Source organism: Vibrio sp. 10N.286.48.C11, assembly GCF_041469805.1.
Lineage (GTDB): Bacteria > Pseudomonadota > Gammaproteobacteria > Enterobacterales > Vibrionaceae > Vibrio > Vibrio crassostreae_C.
Window position 1 is genome coordinate 29832 of record NZ_JBFRLK010000046.1, and the last position, 19826, is coordinate 49657.

Sequence of the window (19826 nt, forward strand, 5' to 3'; positions counted from 1 at the left end):
TGTTCTAATATTGAGCTAGCTTTACAAACTTTATCTGATAACTTTTATATGTACTATTTGAGTAATACATATAAATCAATAAAATTCAGTTGTTTAGGTTGAAATCTTGGTGTCAATAAAGTTGACGTTGAGTGTTTTTTGGGGATGATGTGCAACTGAAATAGGATCGTTTATGATTACTAAAACACATTAGTCGCTGAGGTCTTATTGGTCTTTTAGATTTGGTTGCGATGGACAAGGAGTGAATCAATATGAAGTTTGATGATATTAGTGATAATGAGTTGTGGGTGATTGCTAACCCGATCATGGATAACTTGATGGACGGTTCAACTAAGGTTGATCATGAACAGCACTGTCGAGACTTTACCCAAAGGATGAAAGACATTGTCACGCCAGAATATTTAGAAAAGGTGTGTCACCATTATCAGCACAGTAATGGCTTTTTTGCTGAGCGTGAACAAGTAGCGTTGTTTAGACGCTCAGACTCTATCGCCTTTGTGTGGAAGCAAGCCTACACCATTGCAAAGGGCGAGTTTGTGGCTGAAATGGTATTGGTTGAAGAAGACGGGCGTTACTTAGTGGATCACGTCATGGTCTTCTAACAAGCTAAAATTAGAAATCAAACAAGTAGTCGCTGAGCTGATCAGCAAGCCAGTTCATTCCTGGGTGTTCTGCCATGCCCGCTGCGGTAAACATACAGTAATCTTCTTGCGTTAAGCCGTAGGTGTGTTTGATCACGGCGAGCTCTTGTTCACGCAACAAGTGGCGAATCAATGGCTCTGGCATTACGCCCCATGCCTCTTCACGTAAAATCGTATCCAACATAAAGTCGAAGCTAGAGAAGCCGATGTAACGGCGCGAGAAGGGTTCAAGTTCAGGGTTATCTTTTTCATTAAGATAAACCATGGTCGCTTGCATCGAATTTCTCAGTACTTCATCAGACACTCGGCGCATCACGCTCAAATCATGTCCTTTTTTGCATACAGACATCATTCGAATCTTACCAAGCGGGTTGTAGATTATTCTTGGGTCATCGACACGTTCGTAATCGACACCAAATGCGAAGTCGACTTGCTGAGTTTCAACTAGGTTAGCTAAATCGCCGCTCGACGCGAGAACGAAGTTGAATGAGGTAGAAGGGTACTTGTTGTTTAACGCATGAGATAAGTCCTGCCACATTTCATCGGGTAGGGAGTCGTCTCGTGCAATCCAAATTTCCGCGTTGAATTCGCCTGAAACATGTAAGCAGGTTTGTTTAATACGCGCTGCTGTCACCAACATACCTTCGCAGTCTTTATAAATCGCTTTGCCTGCTTCAGAAAGTTCAACGTGGTTTCCGCTGCGCACGAACAGCTCGACATCTAACTCTTTTTCCAAGGCTTTAATCGACATGCTGAGTTTGGTTCGGTTGCATTCTAACTGGCGTGCAGCTTCAGAAACTGATCCTAAATCAGCAACGGAACAAAAGGCTTGGACTTGAGAAAGGTTCATTTCATTTCCATATTGAGCGGAGGTTGGTGCATATTATCTGAATATTGTGCTGACTATCTTAGAAATAGTCCATCTTTGCATGATAACTCTATGACGAATTGACTAATTTGGTTTACTCTGGGGAAGTTCCGAACCTACAAGAAGTAAAGATGGAGGCCATGATGGCGAAACAATGGGACGAGTACGCCGTTGATTGGGATAAAGATCCCGCGACCGCAGTATTCGCACAGTCCGTATTTGACCAGTTAACACAGCTCGTTGATTTAAACGGAACCCGTGTCCTTGATTTTGGGTGTGGTACAGGACTACTCAGCCAGAAAATATCTCCTTTAGCAAAAGAGATCATCGCACTTGATATCTCTGAAGGGATGATTGAAGAGTTAGATAAGAAAGAGTTACCTAATGTTGAACCGGTAGTTGATATTTTATCGCGCGGACTTGCGGCGCAGCATCCAGCATTCAGAAACCAGTTTGACCTCGTGGTAGCTTCTTCGGTGTGTGGTTTTATCCCGAACCTACAAGACACAGTCAGTCTGATTTACACGCTGCTTGAAAACGATGGCACGTTTGTGCACTGGGATTGGCATTTAGAAAGTGACAGCCAAGACTACGGAGTGAGCCAACAGCGTTCAGAAAACGTTTTGAGTGCGGCGGGCTTTGCAGTGGTTGAAGTCTCCACACCGTTCTCGATTGACACTCCGCAAGGAGAGTTAAAGGTACTAATGGGTGTTGGACGTAAACAAGCGCTTCCTGACCTGTAATCGTGTGTATGCCTTGAGTTAGCATTCAGAATGCTCATTTAAAATACTAAACCCACATTAACGACGTTACGGTCAGTTATGTGGGTTTTCTCTTTTGCGCACTACTGTTTTAAACAGAACGAGTTAGCGCTTTCTCATTTCTTCATTATTAACTCTGGTTTTTCTACTTCCCATCTCGCTCATAGAAAAGCTCAACACCGCTAGTTATAGATTCGTTATTTCCATTTTGGAAATGTAGTCTTGAATAGATTTCATTAGTGGAAATTTAGCTCTGAGATATAAAATAAGCCCATAACAATATTAAGGGTTTAAACATGAGCCACCAATCTGCTTCTCCACAACTTTCAGAGCAACAACAACGCTTTAGCAATATCATTTCAGATACCAACCTGTCACCAAAACTGAAGTCGAGCTATCTTGCCTTAGAAGCTGAAGCAAGCCTACCGTATATCCCGGTAAGCAATGAAGTAGAGCAAGCCTTACAGCAAGGCGTTCTGTGTGACATGTTTGAAGGGCAGGCACCATTTAAGCCGCGCTATGTACTTCCAGATTATTCTAAATACTTACATCAAGGCTCAGAGTATTTAGAGCTTAGCGCGGCAACTAATTTCGATGAAGCATTGAATATGCTTACCATCCTTTACCATCACGTGCCTTCTGTAACTTCAATCCCGGTTTACCTTGGTCAGCTAGATGATGTGTTGATGCCATTCGTTGGCGACTTATCGGAAGAGCTGGTTTACCAAAAAATTAAACTGTTCTGGATTATGTTGGATCGCACGCTGCCAGATGCGTTTATGCATGTGAATATCGGCCCGACAGACAACATCATCTGTCGCACTATTTTGCGTGTCGATGCTGAATTGAAACAGATTGCGCCAAACCTTACTTTTATGTACGACCCAGCTGTGACTCCTGATGATCTACTTCGTCATGCGGCGAGCAACATCTGCGAGTGCAGTAAACCACATATCGCGAACTACCCAGCCCACGCTGCTGCTTATGGTGATAAGCGATTTGGTATCGTGAGTTGCTATAACTCTCTGCCTTTAGCCGGTGGTTCAAACACGTTAGTGCGTATGAACCTGAAACAAGTGGCGTTGAAGTCTGAGGACAGTGTCGATTTCTTACAACAAGTATTGCCGAACTACAGTGGCATCATGGTTGAATTGATGAACGCGCGTAGCCGTTTTTTGCATGAAGAGTCTAACTTTTTCGAGGGCTTCCTGACCAAAGAAGGTCTGATTGAAGAAGATCGCTTCGCACCAATGTTTGGCATTTATGGCATGGCAGAAGCGGTCAACATCTTGATGGAGAAAGAGGGCAAAGCAGGGCGCTATGGCCACGATGAACAGGCTAATCAACTTGGTCACCGTATTTCTGAAAAGCTGGCTGAGATCGTTGAAAATTCTGAAGTGGAGTATGGGCTGGAAGGTAAAGCTCTGTTGCATGCTCAAGGCGGCATTAGTTTAGATGAAGATGTGACTCCAGGTGTACGTATTCCTTACGGTACGGAGCCGGACCCTGTGTCTTACGTTCGTGCGACTGCGGGTCACCATAAGTTCTATACCTCAGGCATCAGCGACATCTTGACCATTGACGAAACAGTTAAATCAAACCCTGAAGCGATGTTCAACTTGTGTAAAGGGGCGATTCAAGCGGGTTACCGTGAGTTTACGGCTAACGTGGCATCAAACGATTTGGTTCGTGTAACGGGTTACATGATTAAGCTGTCGGACATTGCTAAATATGACGAGGAAGGTTCGCGTACCAATACGACTTTCTTGGGAGCTGAAGCTGCGAAGAACACGGGCATATTAGAGCGTAAACCGCGCGTGGCGAGCTTAGAGATGTCGCCGACGTACGAATATCTTTAACGTGTGTTGTGTGTTTCGAATACGAACAATGTGAATTATGAAAATTTCTGATCTAACGACTCAAATGGCTAGGGTTAAAAATAATAAGACAGAAAAACAAGCGAAGGTCAGCCGTGTGCTGACCTTTTCTTGTGTTGATGGCCCGGGAAACCGCTTGGTGCTGTTTCTTCAGGGCTGCAACTTTGACTGTATAACTTGTCATAACCCACACACAATCAACCACTGTAACCATTGTGGAGACTGCGTTAGTGGTTGTCCAAGTGGTGCGTTGAGTGCTGTTGGTGGCAAAGTGATATGGGATCCGGTGGCTTGCACCAATTGTGACCAGTGTATTGATGTTTGTGGTCATAAATCGAGTCCGAAAATCACCACGATGACGGTTTCAGAAGTGCTAGAGCTTGTGAGATATAACCAGTTCTTTCTGAGTGGGGTTACCGTTTCGGGCGGTGAAGCGACCATTCAACTGCCGTTTATTATTGAACTGTTTGAAGCGATTAAAAGCGATGCTCAACTCGCGCATCTCACATGCTTTATTGATAGTAATGGTTCGTTGTCAAAACAAGGCTGGGAGAAGGTATTACCTTATCTTGATGGTGCGATGATTGACCTAAAATCTTGGCAATCAGAAACACACCAATGGTTGGTCGGCAGAGGCAATCATCGAGTGTTTGAGACTATCAATTACCTTGCAGATAAAGGGAAGCTACACGAAGTTAGGCTGCTGCATATTCCAAATAAAAGCGATCTTGAGGACGAAATTGAACAAGTTGGATATTACTTAAAAGGATTGCCAAGTGATGTTCAGATTCGACTGAATGCTTTTCAACATCATGGTGTGATTGGCAAAGCGTTAGATTGGCCTAAATGCACCGAACAACTGATGCAGAGCTTTCACGATAAGCTCTACACAATAGTTCAAAGACCAATGCAAACGCCAGAGGTTTATACCTAGCCTCTAAGTTGTTTAAGTCGCGAGATCAGGTTTCTAAGAACGTTAAGCTTCTAAAAATATTAAGCCTCTAAGAACAAGTCACATAACCACTTGATCGCTTGGTCGTTCATGTTGGGCTTGTTCCACACCAAGCTATACGCCACTTTACCGTAATCAAAAGGCAAGGGCTTACTCACTAAACCCTGAGCTTGTTTAGCATGCTCAGCCCATTGCTTTGAACAGGTGAACAAGAAAGGTGTGTGATGACAAAGCACGGCTGCAGCACCAAAGTCTGCTACTGATATCGCCATCTCTCTCGGCTGGTGGCATTGAACTAAGTTTTGCTCGAAGTAAGGTTGCGACAGCTCGTTATCTAAAATCCCAATGTGCTTATAATCTAAGTAACCTTCCACCGTCAGCTCTTGTTGAGCAAGAGGATGGTGTACACCCATCAAGCAAACCATCTCGTCGGGCAGAATCGTTTGCCAAACTAACTCTTTATTCTCGGTTGGCGGTTGAGAAATATCATGAGGTAACAAAATTAAGTTCACCTTGCCGCTAAGCAAAGCATCGAAGCCGAGCTGTTGTTTCGAATAGATGTTCAGCTTCGCTTTTGGTGCGAGTTCAGTCGTGATTTTGCTTATCTTCGACGCGAACACCTCAAAGGTGCTTTCACGCATCGATAGCGAAAAACTGCCTTGGTATTCTTGAGGGGTAAAACTCTTCTGATGCAGCAGACCGTTCATGCTTGAAAGAATCGCGTGAACCGTCGGAGCTATCTTCAGAGCAAAGGGAGTAGGGATAAGCTTGGTGCCATCTCGATAGAATAGCTCATCGTTAAGAATGTCACGTAATTGAGATAAGGTTTTGCTCACACTCGAAGGGCTGACAAAGAGCTGTTCGGAGGTTTGAGTGACGCTGTGGGTGTTCAGCATAATATGAAGCGCAGTGAGGTGCTTAAGGCTCACCCTAGATAAGTGTAAGTAATCCATTTATGACTCACGCATTCAGATTGGCTTGTGGCTTTGCATCAATGGCAGAACCGAACAAGCCAAATAGGATAAAGGTTATTTACGAGCTAACTTATGGTGAGCTCGTGAAAAGTGGCCAGCGCAAAATGCGCCCACAATCGATAGTTCACCCGCCAAACACAGTGCAGCACAGACTTCTGCAAGGGCTTGTGATTTGCCGTTGCCATGTAGCCCAAGTAAATCTAAACAGGCTTTTTGACTCGGTAAACCTGTACCGCCGCCAACAGTTCCCACCATTAAGTTAGGCAGTGTCACGCTAGCGTATAGTCCGCCTTCTTTGTTGAGCTCCATACGCGTCATACCAATCGCTGATTCAGCAACACACGCTGCATCTTGTCCGCAAGCGATGTAGAGTGCCGCCAGAGCATTCGCATAATGGGCATTGATGCCAATCGTGCCGCTCAGAGCGCCGCCCACAGTAGTCATTTGACCAAATTGAACCATCTTCTCAGGCGTGGTGTGTAGATACTTAGCAACAAGTTCTGCTGGGATATTAACTTCAGCGGTTACCTTTTTACCACGAACACTGCGTAAGGTTTGGGTATTCGCCTTCTTATCGCCTGATAAGTTGCCATCAAGGAAAGCATGGTCTGGCTTAACCGGCGTGTTTTCAATGATGTACTCAAATACAGCATTGGTGGCGATGGTCACCATATTCTGACCAGAAGCATCTCCGGTTAGAAATTCAAACACCAAGTAAACATGGTTGCCTTCGATGTTGATATTGATGTCGGTAAGTTTGCCGTGTGATGTTGTTGATTCTGCCAATCGTTTAAATTGGTCATATTGAGTCACAGCCCAAGCCACAAACTGCCCAGCTTCTACCAAGCCTTGAAATGCGAAACCAGGAGTACGCGTCACACCTTCATTGAGCAACATCGCACTTGCACCACCACAAGCTGTAATCAGTTTTGAGCCACGGTTATATGACGCAACAAGTGCAGCTTCTGTGGTTGCAAGTGGTACCAAGTAATCGCCCTCAGCAAACAGGCCATTGACTCTTAAAGGGCCAGAGATACCGACAGGAACCTTAACCGTACCAATGAAGTGTTCGATGTTTTTCTCATAGGCTTGCATCTGACTTTCTGTATGAGGATCGAGGAGCTCTGTTTGCGATTCTGCATTATCGAGCGCAGTCCAACGACGTGTGAGATTCTTTTCTGTCAGGTAGGGGCTAGGTGTCAGCTTATTGAGTGGCTTTGCAAAATGAGGCTGAAGCTTTTTTTCTAATTCGTCTGCGGAGATGTCGCCTCCTAAAATAGAAACATAGTCACGGCGATGCAGATTTAGTTTTGGCATAAATAGTATGAAGTAAAGTTTGTGCAGCAAATTGGTTTGCGCTGATTCTACCGAGTAATAAACCAGAAACAAGCGCCTGATATAATGAGTTACAGTTTGTGTGGTTGTTGAAGCAAAAAGCAGCAGAGTTTCGCAAAATATGCGCTGTATGTCAGTGTAATTTAGATATGAATGTCGAGAAGGCTACCGATGGCTTCGTTTTGACGATCAACGACACTCGCGCCAACGCGGTTGTAACTTGCGCTTTGTGTCAGTTTTATCAACGAGTCGGTTGAAGATGAAGTAGGTTCGGTTTGTTTGTCTTTCAAGGAAATGGATTGTTCAGGCTCAACCTGATTAAAGCTGAAATCGCTAGCTTGGAAAGTGTCGTCGGATTCTTGAGAGGGTTTGGAGGCTTGGTTAAGCTCAATAGCGGCTTCTACAGCCATGTTAGTTGACTGCTGAATAATGGCGTAACCAGATTGAATACCAGATATCGACATAGCAGAACCTTTTATTGACGTATGAAATGAGTCTAGGCGGACGATATTTTGAGCGCAATGGTGAACGGATGAAATTTACGGTGAAAATGTGAACTTAAGCTAAAATAGTGATGCCTGTCTATTAACTGAACAGATCATTTAGCGCATTTATCTCTTCATCAGTGAGCAAAGAAGGCTGTTCAGTTTCAAGGTTACCGTCTATTTCACCTTGAAGTGCTTTTAATTGCTGTGGGCTAAGAAGCTGTATTTGTTGCTTAAACGCTTCAAATTGCTGTGTATTCATAGTGTGACCTTTGTTCAAATCCATATGCTCTATAGAGCATAGCCTACTGATACAGGAAATCAAACAAGATTAAGTGAATATTAAATGAAGTTTGAAGTTTCCTAAAACTAAGACAACTATAAATTCCCTTGGTTGTTTTTTGTCCGAGAAATGTTAGGCAAAGTTAAGGCTTGGTCAATCAAAGTCAGAAAATTCCTACAATGTAAAAACTCCTGTAACCCTTGTGGGGCAAGGGTAGGCAAGTAATTGCTCTACCCAAATTGAGGTATAGGTAAAGCAATGTATAAATATGGCCAATGATCAAAAGGTGAGCAACTGGCGTTATCTTTTTGTTTTTACAGTATTTTGTTTGTTGTTCAAGAAGCCTCTGTTTCAAACGGCTTATCGATCTTAACCTTAACTGCAAACTTGGTCGCTAAGGTATGCAACTCAGGAAGCATTCGATAGATCAAATGGAGCTGTTGTAGAACCATTCTGACAGAACTCTCATCTTCTTCGCGCCACTCACTCAAACGTTTATCCAGCTCAGGGTCATAAGCATTTTTCACTTCACACTGTTCTTGATGAGAATAGAGTTGATCGTTTAGAGCGTCGAGGTGCTCGTGTATGACTCTGTGAGCATCTAACACCAGCTTGTGCGTCGCTTCATCATCGATACGTGTTCTGTGTGCACCCAGAGCAGATATATAACTGAGTAGAGCATGGTTGAGTGTTAGGAATCGGAAGCTCTCATCTTCAGAGGTGCGGTACTTGCCCGGTTCAACCAACATGCTACTGATAGCGGCAGTCAGGTTTGCATCATTATTATGCGCACTACGACGAGCGATACGATAGCTGAGGCTGTCTTTCTTACCAACACGGTATTGGCCGATGATCTGAGCGAGATAGTTTTTATTGGAATCAAGCGCATCTGCCATCACTTTGTGCAGTCGCTTCGATTGCCAATCAGGCAATACGTAAATAACAGCAAGTACGGCGAGGGCACAACCAATAAAGGTATCTGCTAATCTCGGTAACACCACCGCGTAACCTTCTCCTAACTGATTGAAGCAGAAGAGCACAAGCAGTGTGATAAAGGCAGTCGCGAATCCGTAGTTATTGATTCGAAAAGCAAAGAACATCACGCCACTGATCACAATGAACACCAACTGGCTCTCTTGAGACGGGAAGAAGGTCAGTAACGGAACTCCGATCAATAAGCCTGCGAGCGTACCAATGACACGCGCCGTCAGCTTTTGACGCGTTGCGCTGTAGTTTGGCTGACACACAAATAGCGTCGTCAGAAGAATCCAATAACCTCTCTCAATATCAAAGCCTTGGATTATTCCGTAGCCCAGCGTCAAAGTAATCGCCATACGAATCGCGTGGCGGAATAGCATCGAATCGGTGTGCAGGTTAGCTTTGATTTTGTGCCACATTGCCGTCAGCGTATGAGGATTGGTATCGTCTAACACACCTTCCTCGATCTTCTCTGCATCAGGGTTGCTGATATTTGAGAGCTGCTTTTCAACGGTTGCTAGGTTATTGAATAAGTAATCCAACTGGTTCAGCAGTGATTTCCACTCAGGGTTGTTCTGTTGGTGCAGATGATTTAGCGAAGACATCAGTTCATCAAGAGCCAGTACAGACTTGTCACCATGTTGGTATTCAGCACCGACTTTCAATGAGCTCGCTACTTCTTTACATGCTGTGGCTTGAGCTTCGAGTAGATACTTAAATCGAAACAGTACGTCAGAGCGTTCGAAGTGCTTAGCCAACTCCTGATAGCGATAATGGCTTGAGCTTACGCGTTCGTGAATATCTTGTGCGATGAAGTAGGTGTTAAGAAATCGGTCACTCGGCCCATCAATGTGCCCACGCTTAGAACGGTTGAGTAACGTCGCTTTACACATGTTGAGGGCATTAACGGTACTTGCGTTGAGCTTAGCTTCAATGATTCGGTGTGGTTGGGGAATTAAATCTGAAACGGGGTAGAATAGTTCTGCTTTTGAGTCGATGTAATTACCGATTTGATCGAATACCGTCGCTAGGTTTTGCTGAACAGGTTGCATTGGCCACACTATCTGCCAAATCATCGACATAAAATAGTACCAAGCGGCTCCCGTTAAAAGTAGAAGCGGTTGAAACCACAGGTTGGTGCTCTCGTGCGCGCCGAGCATGGTATAGATGGCAACTAACAGAGAACCAAACGCGATACTGGCGTATTTAGGGCCAATGGCACCGAGGATGATAAAAGAGAAGGTTGAAACAAAAAGCCCTATGGCGAACAACCAAGGTGTATTGAAGAGGATCTCAATAGAGAAAGCCGCGACGGCGAAACAGATAAACGTCAGCGTAAGTGCTTTCAAGCGCCCGGTAAAGCTATCATCGCTTTCTGCAAGGGCTGCCGCGATAACCCCTAAGATCAAAGGCGTGATCAGTGTGTTTTGTCCATAATACCAAGCAGGCACAACCACTCCGAGTAGGGTGATGAGAATTAATACGCTGTAATTTATGGTTTTATTTGCCCAATAGAGGCGTAATTTGGCTGAAAAGTCCACAGTCGCTCGCTTGACACACTAAAAACCATAATCCTAACAGAAATCAAGCACAAGAATTTGATACTTATCCATAATTGCCCGTAGGTGGTCATGATTGCGTCGATAAAATATGAGATATTATTAATTCTCATTGCATCATGATATAAATTCAATATTCCTAATTAAGAGCACACTCCAATGCAGCTAAGCGCTAACAAGACTGCACAATTTTTTATTCAAAATGAATATCATCAAGTTGAACTTGATGGTCCACGCTTGCTGTTATCTTCAGTGGGCAGTGAAGAGCGTATCCCGTTTACTATTTGGAGTGGCAAGATCGCGATCAAGCGCGGGTTGTTTTGGGGATCGTTACAGTTTTTTGCTAATCAACAAGACGGAAAACAGCGCAGTTGGTTAGTACAAGGTCTACCTTGGGATCAATGTCGTCAATTTGCACGCGCCTCCGTTGCTGCTTATCAGAAGTGGCACGACACCCAATGTGAACAATTGGCAGAACACGTTCCTCAATGGGAAGCTGAATTAACACGCCTTGAACAACTTCCTGCCTTCTTACCACACTCTAAGGTCAATACTTGGGTCGATATGGTCAACTCAGGCCTAGAGAGTATGACGATGACGCTTGAAGAGGCCGCGCAACGCATGCCAAAGCGCATTGCGAGGATGCAACCATGGTTATCTGAAACGGAAATCAAGCAAGCCGAAAGAAACCAGCAGTGGCTAGAGACAGAACGAAAAAATTGGGAAGTGTTGTTTGCGCAATGTGAGTCGTCGCCACTGAACTTGTCACAACAATATGCGGTATTGATGAATGATGATCACAACCTTATTTTAGCGGGTGCTGGTTCGGGTAAAACCAGCGTGCTAACGGCTCGTGTCGCGTATTTACTACAAAGCCATCAAGCTCAAGCTGAAGAGTTGTTATTGCTCGCCTTTGGTCGTGAAGCGGCAGAAGAGATGAAGCAACGCCTCGACAGTGCAATTGGTTTATCAGCCGAGAAGGTACAAGTCAGCACCTTCCACCAGTTGGGCTTAAAGATCCTCAATCAAGTTGAACCCGAACGCGTGGTTATTTCTCCGTTAGCACTTGATGACAACCAACGCCAAGCATGGTGCATTGATTGGTTGAAGAAGCACTGGATGACGCCGACTAACTTCAAACGTTGGCAAAAGCACTTATCTAAATGGCCAATCGCTTATTTAACGGGTGATGATGAACTAGGTAGTCATGTTTCAAACCTCAAGCTGATTGGTTGGCTTGAAAAGCAGCTTGAACAGTTGAACGCTTCTGGCTTAACCAAGAAAGAAGTACAGCAACAGCTGATTGATCACCGAGACTATACGCGCCTCAATAGTGAGCTTTCATTGTGTTGGCCATGTGTGACAGCGTGGCAAAAGGAACTGAAAGAACAGAATCATATCGACTTCTCAACCATGATCAGCCGAGCGACTCAGTATGTCGAGAAGGGCAAGTTTATCTCGCCTTGGAAGTTCATCATGATCGATGAGTATCAGGATATCTCTCCAGATCGTCTTGCCTTGGTTGAGGCGCTTTGTAATCAATCGAAAGCCGAGCACCAAGCCTCTATTTTTGCGGTAGGCGATGACTGGCAGTCGATTTACCAGTTTGCAGGCGCGGATGTAGATTTAACCACGGGCTTTAAGGAGCGCTTTGAAAGCTCGACCATTCATCACCTAGATACCACTTACCGCTTTAACAATCAGTTAGGTGCGGTGGCTAATCGCTTTGTGCAAGAAAACCCAATTCAGATTCCGAAAGAACTAAACAGTTTCAAGCAACAGAAGCAGAAGGCGGTGTACAGTGCGCCAAGCAAAGAAGTGGAGAAGATCCTCGATCAATTGAACCGTCAATCTAAAGGTAAAACCAACAAATCAGTGCTGCTGCTTGGACGCAATCATTACCACAAACCAGAATTGCTGGACGATTGGAAAAAGATCTACACCTCGATTGATATCAACTTCATGACTTGCCATGCGAGTAAGGGTAAAGAAGCAGACTTCGTTATTATTCTTTGTGTGGACGAAGGACAGTTCCCGACGAAGAAAAAACAGCTGCATATTGATGGTGCCTTGACCGAATCATCAGACGCGTTCCCTTATGCGGAAGAGCGTCGCCTATTCTATGTCGCGATGACGCGGGCAAAAGAGAAAGTATGGATCACACACAGTGGCGACGGTTCAGGTTTTGTACAAGAGCTGCATGGATCTGATTACCCTGTCGTTCGCAAAAAGTGATGTTACTTGACGTGATTGTCTAAGGTTAGATCTTCAATCTCGGCCTAATATCATAAGGTAAAGACATAAAGCAGAAGGAACCCGCTATGGAACATGGCTCTATTAACTACATTGAATTTGCAGCGAAAGACATCGCCGCCACTAAGGCGTTTTTCAGCCAAGTGTTTGGTTGGAGCTTTGAAGACTATGGCTCGGAATACTCAGCTTTTGAAGGTAAAGGCTTAATGGGTGGGTTTTATTTGGCAGATCTCGCATCGAATGCTGATCACGGTGCTGCGTTGATGGTTTTCTATAGCCAAGATCTTGAGCAAACCGAGCGCGATGTGATTGAAGCTGGTGGTCAGATAAACCGTGAGATCTTTAGCTTTCCCGGCGGCAGACGTTTCCATTTTAGAGAGCCAAGTGGCAATGAAATGGCAGTGTGGAGTGACAAGTAGCTTGTAATCAGAACTTCTACATTCAGACAAACAAAAGCCTGCGATTAAGCAGGCTTATTAGTATGTATTCATCTGTCTACATAAGCGTTAGGTACGTTCAGCAAGGTACGCTTCGTAATCTGGAATCTCGATGATCACTTCTTCTTCAAGCATCGAAGAGTTGAATAGGAAGTTAGCAGTAGCGCGGTTGGTTGCTACAGGAATATTCCAAACACTTGCGATACGAAGCAGTGCTTTTACATCTGGGTCATGCGGTACAGCATTAAGTGGATCCCAGAAGAAAATCAGCATATCGATTTTGCCTTCAGAGATAAGTGCACCAAGTTGTTGGTCACCGCCCATAGGGCCACTGATCATGCTTTTGATTGCTAAGCCTGTTTCTTTACTTAGTAGAGAACCTGTCGTGCCCGTTGCATAAAGGAAGTGCTTTTGCAGTTTTTCTTTGTTCTCTTTAACCCATCTTAGTAGCTCAGGTTTGAAGTGGTCATGAGCGACCAAAGCGATATGCTTGTGTGTTGGCATAGTGCGCGTCGTTTTTTGCATGGATGTTCCCTAAATTGTTGTTTCGTTTTTATTGTTTTGAGTTCTTAAGCCAATATAACACTAAGGATTCACACTGAATACCGGACGAAACTCAGAAGGTGACAATGAGTCGGCGATAATTTGATCTTTGAGTGTTGCAGGGGTTAGCGCTTCGATAATTGGTGCGCTGTGTTTCTCATAAGGTTGGCCGCGTAAGTAACTCGTGGCTTGTTTTACCGACAGTCGACCTTGCTCTACCATTTTGTCTGTAGGTGCAAAAAGTACCTTGTTACGAAGTAAGCCGCGATAAGTGCCGTGACTGAGGTAACTCGAAATTAACCCAATCTCTTGGGTTTTATCCGCCGCTCGTAGCTCACTGATTGCCGCTTCAATAGCGACGGCGCTTCCAACGATATATTGAATATCCGGTTGCTCGATCACCTGCTGGACTAGGTTTCTTTGCAGTTCTTTATCGTTGTCTGCCCAATAACTGATGGCGATTTTGATATCGCTTGATTTGATCGCATCATAAAAGCCAAGTGCCACAGGCTTAGTTCCACCACTCGCTTGTGGGCCAAGTAACAGAGCGATAGGTGTTTCGCCAGATCCTTTCGGGTGTCGTTTCGACAAAAACTCTCCGACTTGATACCCCATTTGATACCAGTCGACACCAACCGTACCTTTTAATACCTTTTGCTGTTCGTCATTAACGGTCAACTCATTCACGGTTGCGAACACTGGTGTTGAGCCAACCCAATCGCTGAGGTTGTCATGGTACGCATCGGGTGAAACTGTGCCTAAAATAATGGCATCGGCGCCCCATTGCGTGCAAAGCACCAGTTGCGAGGCTTGCTTGGCAACATTAGGGTACCCGCCAGCTTCTAATACTCTTAGTTCAACTTGTTGCTTTTCTGCTTCTGAAACCATTCCGTAGTTAACAGACAACCAGTAAGAATCCTTTAGGTGCGGATAAATGGCACAAATTTTCTCTTTATGCGATGTGGCTTCGGCTGGTTTTATCGGGCTCAATGGCTCGTTAGCACTTGCGACAGTGGTCACCGAGGTCAGTAATGAAAGAAGAATTTTTGAAGCAAAGGGTCTAGATAGCATGAATTGCCGTTTTATTGGTTTTAGATAAGAAACACTGCAAAATATAGCGTATTCTGCATGGGTAAAGAAGAACGTTTTAAGGTTTAGAGTTTATGTTGTTAGCTTCAGCGAGTATTGGACGCAAGCTGCTGGCCTCATTCTTAGTGATGGCACTGTTGGTTCTATTGTCTGCATTGATCGGTGTTTCTGGTTTTAGCTTTGTAGCAAAAACGGAAAGAAACGTCGTTGATTCAGCGCTTCCTGCCATGATCGAAGCTCGTCAGGTTTCTGAGTTGAGTAACCGGATTATTTCATCTGTGCAAACGCTTTCTAGCGCGAGAAACGAGGCCGAAAGAAAAGAGGCTGGCACTGTACTGTTCGATCAACTTGAGTCACTTCTTCAGCATATCAAAGACCTTGGTGTCGACAGTTTTGATTCACAGCTCCTCGATAAACTAGAAAATAATGTCCAAAGCGTTATTAATACACTGGCTGAGCTGGGTGTGTCGGTTGAGCGTAAGCTTTGGTTAAGCAAAGAGTTGTCGTCTCGTGTCGAAGAGATGCGTTTGCTCGCCGAAGAGCTAGAACAGCTAACACGAACCCAGGTTTTGAACACGGCTACCATTGCGGTTGCTAACGTAACGCACATTTACGATCTGCTAGAAACCAAAGAAACGGATAAAGCCTACCAAGCACTAGATGCACTTGTTGAGGTTGACCTTGATTTGTCTGAACGCTTGCACGAATTGCATTTGTTGGCGTTCAAAATGCTTAATCAAATTGAAGAAACACAAACCGTTACCAACGTAGAACGTATTCATCAAATCCAATCTGAGTTTGAATCTAACTTAAGAATCATGGCGCGTCGCGTAAAAGCGGTAGAAGATCCTACGCGTTCAGCGCAGATGTCTCAGCTTCTAGAAGAACTAAGAAAACGCCAAGTCGTGTTCGATATCTCGTTAGAACAATATGAGAACACCAAGAAGTCAGAGTTTCTGATGCAGAATACGTTGGAGTTGTTCTCTCAATTGAACACTACGGTTAACCAGTTGGTGGATGACTCAAACCTAAGCACCAAGAAAGCAGTTGATGAGCTAACGAGTACATTGAATTTGGCTCAATGGTCGCTGTCTGTGATTTCAGTTATTGGCTTGGTTATCGTCGCATTTATCGTGTGGCGAGTGGTGTATATCTCAGTAGTTAAACGCCTTACTGAATATTCCTCTGCCTTAATGTCTATCGCGCAAGGCCGTTTGAATATCGATATTTCAGTTAAGGGCAATGATGAACTGGCTCATATGGGCGAGGCGATCATTACCGCCAGAAATACCGCTCAGGCACTGCAAGTGGTGGCAGTGGGCGAAGCAAAGGCAAAGCGTGAGCTTGAAGAGCACAAAGAACACTTAGAAGAGTTGGTCACAGACCGAACTTATCAACTGCAAAAGACCAATGAAAAGTTGAATATAGAGGTAGGGAATCACGCTAAGGCTCGCAACGCCGCAGAACAAGCTAGCCGAGCGAAATCCGCTTTCCTTGCCACGATGAGTCATGAAATACGAACGCCGATGAACGGTGTATTAGGTACTGCAAGATTGCTCAAAGATACCGGATTAGACCCGCTGCAATCCGGCTATGCAGACATCATTAACCGCAGCGGTAAGAACCTACTCGCGATTTTGAATGACGTGTTGGATTACTCAAAGATTGAAGCAGGGCATTTAGAAATCCGTACGGCGTCGTTTGACCTTTATCAGATGGTCCAAGACACCTACCAATTGATGGAAGGGCGTGCCGCTGAGAAGAAGCTGAACTTTGATTTCCATATTGAAAGTGACGTACAACGCTATTGGCGTGGCGACGTAACGCGAATCAGCCAAATCTTGAATAACTTGGTCGGCAACGCGATTAAGTTTACGGAAAGTGGCTCGGTCGATATCTTTATCAGCTTAGATATCGAAGATGAAAATCGAGTGATGTTTGAAGTGTCAGATACCGGTGTCGGCATTGACGCTAGCGAACAAGCTTGTCTGTTTGATGCCTTTACCCAAACCGACAGCGGTCGCAACAAAACCGGTGGCACAGGGCTTGGATTAGCGATCAGTAAAAGCATCATGTTGGCAATGAACGGGGATATTGGCGTTCATTCTGAAGAAGGCGAGGGTAGCCAGTTCTGGTTCTCACTGCCACTTGAAGCCGGTGAGAAGATAGAAACGAAAGTATCGGTCATTGAAACGTGTATTCGAGCTAAAGTACTTCTGATTGAAGATAACCCCGTAAACTGCATCGTTGCTGAAGGCTTTTTGCATAACCTAGGACACGAGGTTGTGATCGCGACAACCGGAAAAGAAGCGAGAACCATATTCAGTGAGCAAGAGTTCGATATTGCGCTAGTGGACATTAACTTACCGGACTGCGATGGCGTTGAGTTAATTCAACAACTCAAAGACGATGCGCTTCAGCATGAAAGTGAAGAAGACGTAATTCGAAAAGTACCCCCAATGATCGCAGTATCGGCTCACGTGTTTAACGAAGAAGTGGAAAGCTACTTGTCGTCTGGCTTTGATGGTTTCTTGCCTAAGCCGTTAGAGAAGGAAGCCTTGTCGGAATTGATTGTTGAACAGTTGGACGGGCACACGTTGTTGCTGCCTCAGCCGGATCCGTCAGATGCTGTTTGTTGTCAATTAAACTCTAAACCTCAGGAGACCGAGCTAGACTTATCAGCATTGGCATTTGCAAGCTCGACACAACGAGCAAAGCAAGACGCGGAACATAATCAAGGAGAACCGATTGTGCAGATGATTAACCCTAAGATTATCAAAGACGACTTGGCTATTCTCGGTCGAGAAAAAATAGTGCAGATTGTTGGGTTGTTTGACCAAAGCAGCCAAGTCACTCTCGATGAACTGGTTGTGGCAAGTGCCGCTGACAACGCTCGTGAAATTAAGTCTTTAGCTCATAAACTGAAAGGGTCTGCCGGCAGCCTAGGGTTATCTGCACTGTTTGCTTTGTGCCAGAGCATTGAAGCGAGCGAGGATCCATTACTTCAATATCGCGATAATGCTGACTCGTTACCTGAACTGGTGAAAGACTCGCTAGCAGCGCTCCGAGAACAATTATAAAGTGGTTATTGGGCTGAAAGCCCCAAAATAAAAGCAAAAAAAGCAGGCTATTTCTCCGTATTAATATGAAGAAGTAACCTGCTTTTTTATTGTCGAATAAGAATCTAAGTAAGGCGTTCGAGGAACAGCTCTAAGCCATCTTGATATGTCCAGCTGCTTTGATCTTAACGTGAACCATGTTGCCTTGAAGGTAGCTTAATGGAATCTCGCTTCGTTCAATGATCGCGACATTATCGCTGCATGCGCCAGCTTCAATCGCCAGTTGCTTTGATTGCTCCTCCAAGCCCTTTAAGGTCTCTTCACGTGATGCTGGATCAATCGGTACGATCTTATCGAACTGGCCTGATATTTCTCCCAGCGCAACACCAATGGCATTCGCTACTTCAAAGTGCTCAGGGCGAACCACTTGGCTTACTCCTCCAAAATGATCTGGGAATAGTGCACTGCCGCCGCCAACCATGATTACGGGTACACTCGCTGCAGATGTCTTCATCTTATCGATGCCTTCTTCAACATCCGTGACCATTTGTTGGTAAACCTTGCTTGCTTGTTCGGCCGAAACACCAATCTCATCACTCAATTGATGCTCTGCCTGCCACTGCATTTGACCTGTTTTGAGTGCAATATCGGTGAGCGTAAGTTCATCACCATCAAAGCTACGCGCCGTTTGCGTTAGAGTGTGACCAACACTTTCAGGGCCTAGTTCGATACGTTCTTGCTCAAAACGAACCTTGGTGCCGCCACCAATGGCTAACGCCAAAATATCAGGCATGCGGAAGTTGGTTCTCACTTCGCCAATCTCTACCGCTAAGCTCGACTCTCTTGGGTAACCGTGAGTTAGCACGCCGATATCAGACGTAGTGCCACCCACATCGACCACGATTGCATCTTTTAACTTGGTCAGGTGGCTTGCTCCGCGAATCGAGTTTGTTGGGCCACAAGCCACGGTAAGAATCGGGTACATCAATGCGAATTGCTGCGACATCAGTGTGCCGTCGTTCTGACCGAAATAAGGTGTGGTGTGGATTTCATGATTGATGAGTGCATTACAAAAGCCGTCTACGAATCGTTTTGCTGTACCTTGCAGAGCCGCATTGAGGATAGTGGCGTTCTCGCGTTCTAAAAGCCCTAAGCTGCCCACTTTATGGGATAACGAAAGGTTCACCCCCGGAAGTTCTTGTTGAATCCACTCTGCTGCTTGAAGCTCCTGGTCGCCATTGACGGGAGAGAACACACCGCAGATAGCAATAGAATCCACTTGGCCTTTCATTTTCTGGCAAAGCTCGCGGATCTCAGATTCTTGAATATCGGCAATCAACTGGCCGTCGTATTCATAGCCGCCGTGAGCTTGGTAGAAGTGCTCCCCAAGCAGTGTTTGCCAAGCTTTGCTCCAACCACAGAGTGGCGGAACACTATCACCACTGGGAAGCGCTAAGCGAATCATGCCGACTCTATCTAAGCCTTTTCGTTCAACGATTGCGTTGGTGCATTGAGTGGTACCAAGCATCGCATGTTTCACTTGCTGACCATCAATGTCTGCTTGGTTTAATAGCGCAGTAATCGCGTTATCAATGCCAGTTGAAATGTCATGTGTGGTTGCGGTTTTTACTTTGGCAATCACATTTAAGTCTGCGTCGAGCAGCACACCGTCGGTATTGGTGCCACCTACGTCAATGCCCAAACGGCAGTAATCAAGCGTAATGTTTGTCAT

Annotated in this window: 16 protein-coding genes; 7 read left to right on the forward strand and 9 right to left on the reverse strand. The window is 45.0% G+C overall.

Going from position 1 to position 19826, the window contains the following annotated elements; genetic code table 11:
• Positions 1-251 precede the first annotated feature (251 nt).
• The gene (locus AB4209_RS12650; RefSeq protein WP_052880051.1) at positions 252-602 is read left to right on the forward strand and encodes a hypothetical protein; all 351 of its coding nucleotides are present in this window, start codon (positions 252-254) and stop codon (positions 600-602) included.
• A gap of 10 nt (positions 603-612) precedes the next feature.
• Here AB4209_RS12650 and AB4209_RS12655 read toward each other — a convergent pair whose 3' ends face one another.
• On the reverse strand, positions 613-1491 hold the full coding sequence (locus AB4209_RS12655; protein WP_076650620.1) for a LysR family transcriptional regulator: 879 nt from the start codon (positions 1489-1491) through the stop codon (positions 613-615).
• A gap of 161 nt (positions 1492-1652) precedes the next feature.
• On the opposite strand from AB4209_RS12655, the gene AB4209_RS12660 reads away from it, so the two are divergent.
• The 3 genes from AB4209_RS12660 (at position 1653) to AB4209_RS12670 (ending at position 5081) form a co-directional block, all read left to right on the forward strand.
• Positions 1653-2252, forward strand: a complete 600-nt coding sequence (locus AB4209_RS12660) for a class I SAM-dependent methyltransferase (RefSeq protein ID WP_076650618.1) — start codon at positions 1653-1655, stop codon at positions 2250-2252.
• Positions 2253-2566: 314 nt separating this feature from the next.
• Positions 2567-4129, forward strand: a complete 1563-nt coding sequence (locus AB4209_RS12665; protein ID WP_372056106.1) for a YjjI family glycine radical enzyme — start codon at positions 2567-2569, stop codon at positions 4127-4129.
• Between the two features lie 37 nt (positions 4130-4166).
• Positions 4167-5081: a YjjW family glycine radical enzyme activase gene (locus AB4209_RS12670; protein ID WP_372056108.1), complete on the forward strand. Its 915-nt coding sequence runs from the start codon at positions 4167-4169 to the stop codon at positions 5079-5081.
• 59 nt (positions 5082-5140) lie between these two features.
• Here AB4209_RS12670 and AB4209_RS12675 read toward each other — a convergent pair whose 3' ends face one another.
• The 5 genes from AB4209_RS12675 to yccS all read right to left on the reverse strand — a co-directional run bounded on the left by AB4209_RS12675 (position 5141) and on the right by yccS (position 10695).
• Positions 5141-6052: a LysR family transcriptional regulator gene (locus AB4209_RS12675; protein ID WP_372056110.1), complete on the reverse strand. Its 912-nt coding sequence runs from the start codon at positions 6050-6052 to the stop codon at positions 5141-5143.
• 75 nt (positions 6053-6127) lie between these two features.
• Entirely contained in the window at positions 6128-7390 is a 1263-nt protein-coding gene (locus AB4209_RS12680; protein ID WP_372056112.1) for a hydroxymethylglutaryl-CoA reductase, read from the reverse strand.
• Positions 7391-7551: 161 nt separating this feature from the next.
• Positions 7552-7872 (reverse strand): hypothetical protein, encoded by a 321-nt coding sequence (locus AB4209_RS12685; protein ID WP_372056114.1) that lies wholly within the window; start codon positions 7870-7872, stop codon positions 7552-7554.
• A 121-nt stretch (positions 7873-7993) separates the two neighbouring features.
• Positions 7994-8179 carry a hypothetical protein gene (locus AB4209_RS12690; protein WP_372056116.1) on the reverse strand — a complete coding sequence of 62 codons (186 nt, stop codon included), beginning with the start codon at positions 8177-8179 and terminating at the stop codon, positions 7994-7996.
• A gap of 332 nt (positions 8180-8511) precedes the next feature.
• On the reverse strand, positions 8512-10695 hold the full coding sequence (gene yccS / locus AB4209_RS12695) for a YccS family putative transporter (protein ID WP_372056118.1): 2184 nt from the start codon (positions 10693-10695) through the stop codon (positions 8512-8514).
• Positions 10696-10872: 177 nt separating this feature from the next.
• Between yccS and helD the strand changes: the two genes are divergently transcribed.
• Both helD and AB4209_RS12705 read left to right on the forward strand, forming a co-directional pair.
• The gene (gene helD / locus AB4209_RS12700) at positions 10873-12948 is read left to right on the forward strand and encodes a DNA helicase IV (protein ID WP_372056120.1); all 2076 of its coding nucleotides are present in this window, start codon (positions 10873-10875) and stop codon (positions 12946-12948) included.
• 86 nt (positions 12949-13034) lie between these two features.
• Complete coding sequence (locus tag AB4209_RS12705; protein ID WP_076654698.1) at positions 13035-13385, forward strand: VOC family protein; 351 nt, start codon at positions 13035-13037, stop codon at positions 13383-13385.
• An 87-nt stretch (positions 13386-13472) separates the two neighbouring features.
• On the opposite strand, the gene AB4209_RS12710 is transcribed toward AB4209_RS12705, so the two are convergent.
• Positions 13473-13928 carry a methylglyoxal synthase gene (locus tag AB4209_RS12710; protein ID WP_076654699.1) on the reverse strand — a complete coding sequence of 152 codons (456 nt, stop codon included), beginning with the start codon at positions 13926-13928 and terminating at the stop codon, positions 13473-13475.
• 60 nt (positions 13929-13988) lie between these two features.
• Complete coding sequence (gene torT, locus AB4209_RS12715) at positions 13989-15017, reverse strand: TMAO reductase system periplasmic protein TorT (RefSeq protein ID WP_372056122.1); 1029 nt, start codon at positions 15015-15017, stop codon at positions 13989-13991.
• Positions 15018-15109: 92 nt separating this feature from the next.
• Between torT and torS the strand changes: the two genes are divergently transcribed.
• A complete protein-coding gene (gene torS, locus AB4209_RS12720; protein ID WP_372056124.1) occupies positions 15110-18115 on the forward strand; it encodes a TMAO reductase system sensor histidine kinase/response regulator TorS in 3006 nt (1001 codons plus the stop codon).
• 130 nt (positions 18116-18245) lie between these two features.
• Here the strand turns inward: torS and AB4209_RS12725 are convergent, their stop codons facing one another.
• Entirely contained in the window at positions 18246-19826 is a 1581-nt protein-coding gene (locus AB4209_RS12725; protein WP_372056126.1) for a hydantoinase/oxoprolinase N-terminal domain-containing protein, read from the reverse strand.

Bases quoted from the DNA above. Each gene is read 5' to 3' on its own strand.
- AB4209_RS12650 (WP_052880051.1), top strand. From the start codon at position 252: ATGAAGTTTGATGATATTAGTGATAATGAGTTGTGGGTGATTGCTAAC.
- AB4209_RS12655 (WP_076650620.1), bottom strand. From the start codon at position 1,491: ATGAACCTTTCTCAAGTCCAAGCCTTTTGTTCCGTTGCTGATTTAGGA.
- AB4209_RS12660 (WP_076650618.1), top strand. From the start codon at position 1,653: ATGGCGAAACAATGGGACGAGTACGCCGTTGATTGGGATAAAGATCCC.
- AB4209_RS12665 (WP_372056106.1), top strand. From the start codon at position 2,567: ATGAGCCACCAATCTGCTTCTCCACAACTTTCAGAGCAACAACAACGC.
- AB4209_RS12670 (WP_372056108.1), top strand. From the start codon at position 4,167: ATGAAAATTTCTGATCTAACGACTCAAATGGCTAGGGTTAAAAATAAT.
- AB4209_RS12675 (WP_372056110.1), bottom strand. From the start codon at position 6,052: ATGGATTACTTACACTTATCTAGGGTGAGCCTTAAGCACCTCACTGCG.
- AB4209_RS12680 (WP_372056112.1), bottom strand. From the start codon at position 7,390: ATGCCAAAACTAAATCTGCATCGCCGTGACTATGTTTCTATTTTAGGA.
- AB4209_RS12685 (WP_372056114.1), bottom strand. From the start codon at position 7,872: ATGTCGATATCTGGTATTCAATCTGGTTACGCCATTATTCAGCAGTCA.
- AB4209_RS12690 (WP_372056116.1), bottom strand. From the start codon at position 8,179: ATGGATTTGAACAAAGGTCACACTATGAATACACAGCAATTTGAAGCG.
- helD (WP_372056120.1), top strand. From the start codon at position 10,873: ATGCAGCTAAGCGCTAACAAGACTGCACAATTTTTTATTCAAAATGAA.
- AB4209_RS12705 (WP_076654698.1), top strand. From the start codon at position 13,035: ATGGAACATGGCTCTATTAACTACATTGAATTTGCAGCGAAAGACATC.
- AB4209_RS12710 (WP_076654699.1), bottom strand. From the start codon at position 13,928: ATGCAAAAAACGACGCGCACTATGCCAACACACAAGCATATCGCTTTG.
- torT (WP_372056122.1), bottom strand. From the start codon at position 15,017: ATGCTATCTAGACCCTTTGCTTCAAAAATTCTTCTTTCATTACTGACC.
- torS (WP_372056124.1), top strand. From the start codon at position 15,110: ATGTTGTTAGCTTCAGCGAGTATTGGACGCAAGCTGCTGGCCTCATTC.
- AB4209_RS12725 (WP_372056126.1), bottom strand. From the start codon at position 19,826: ATGACAAACATTACGCTTGATTACTGCCGTTTGGGCATTGACGTAGGT.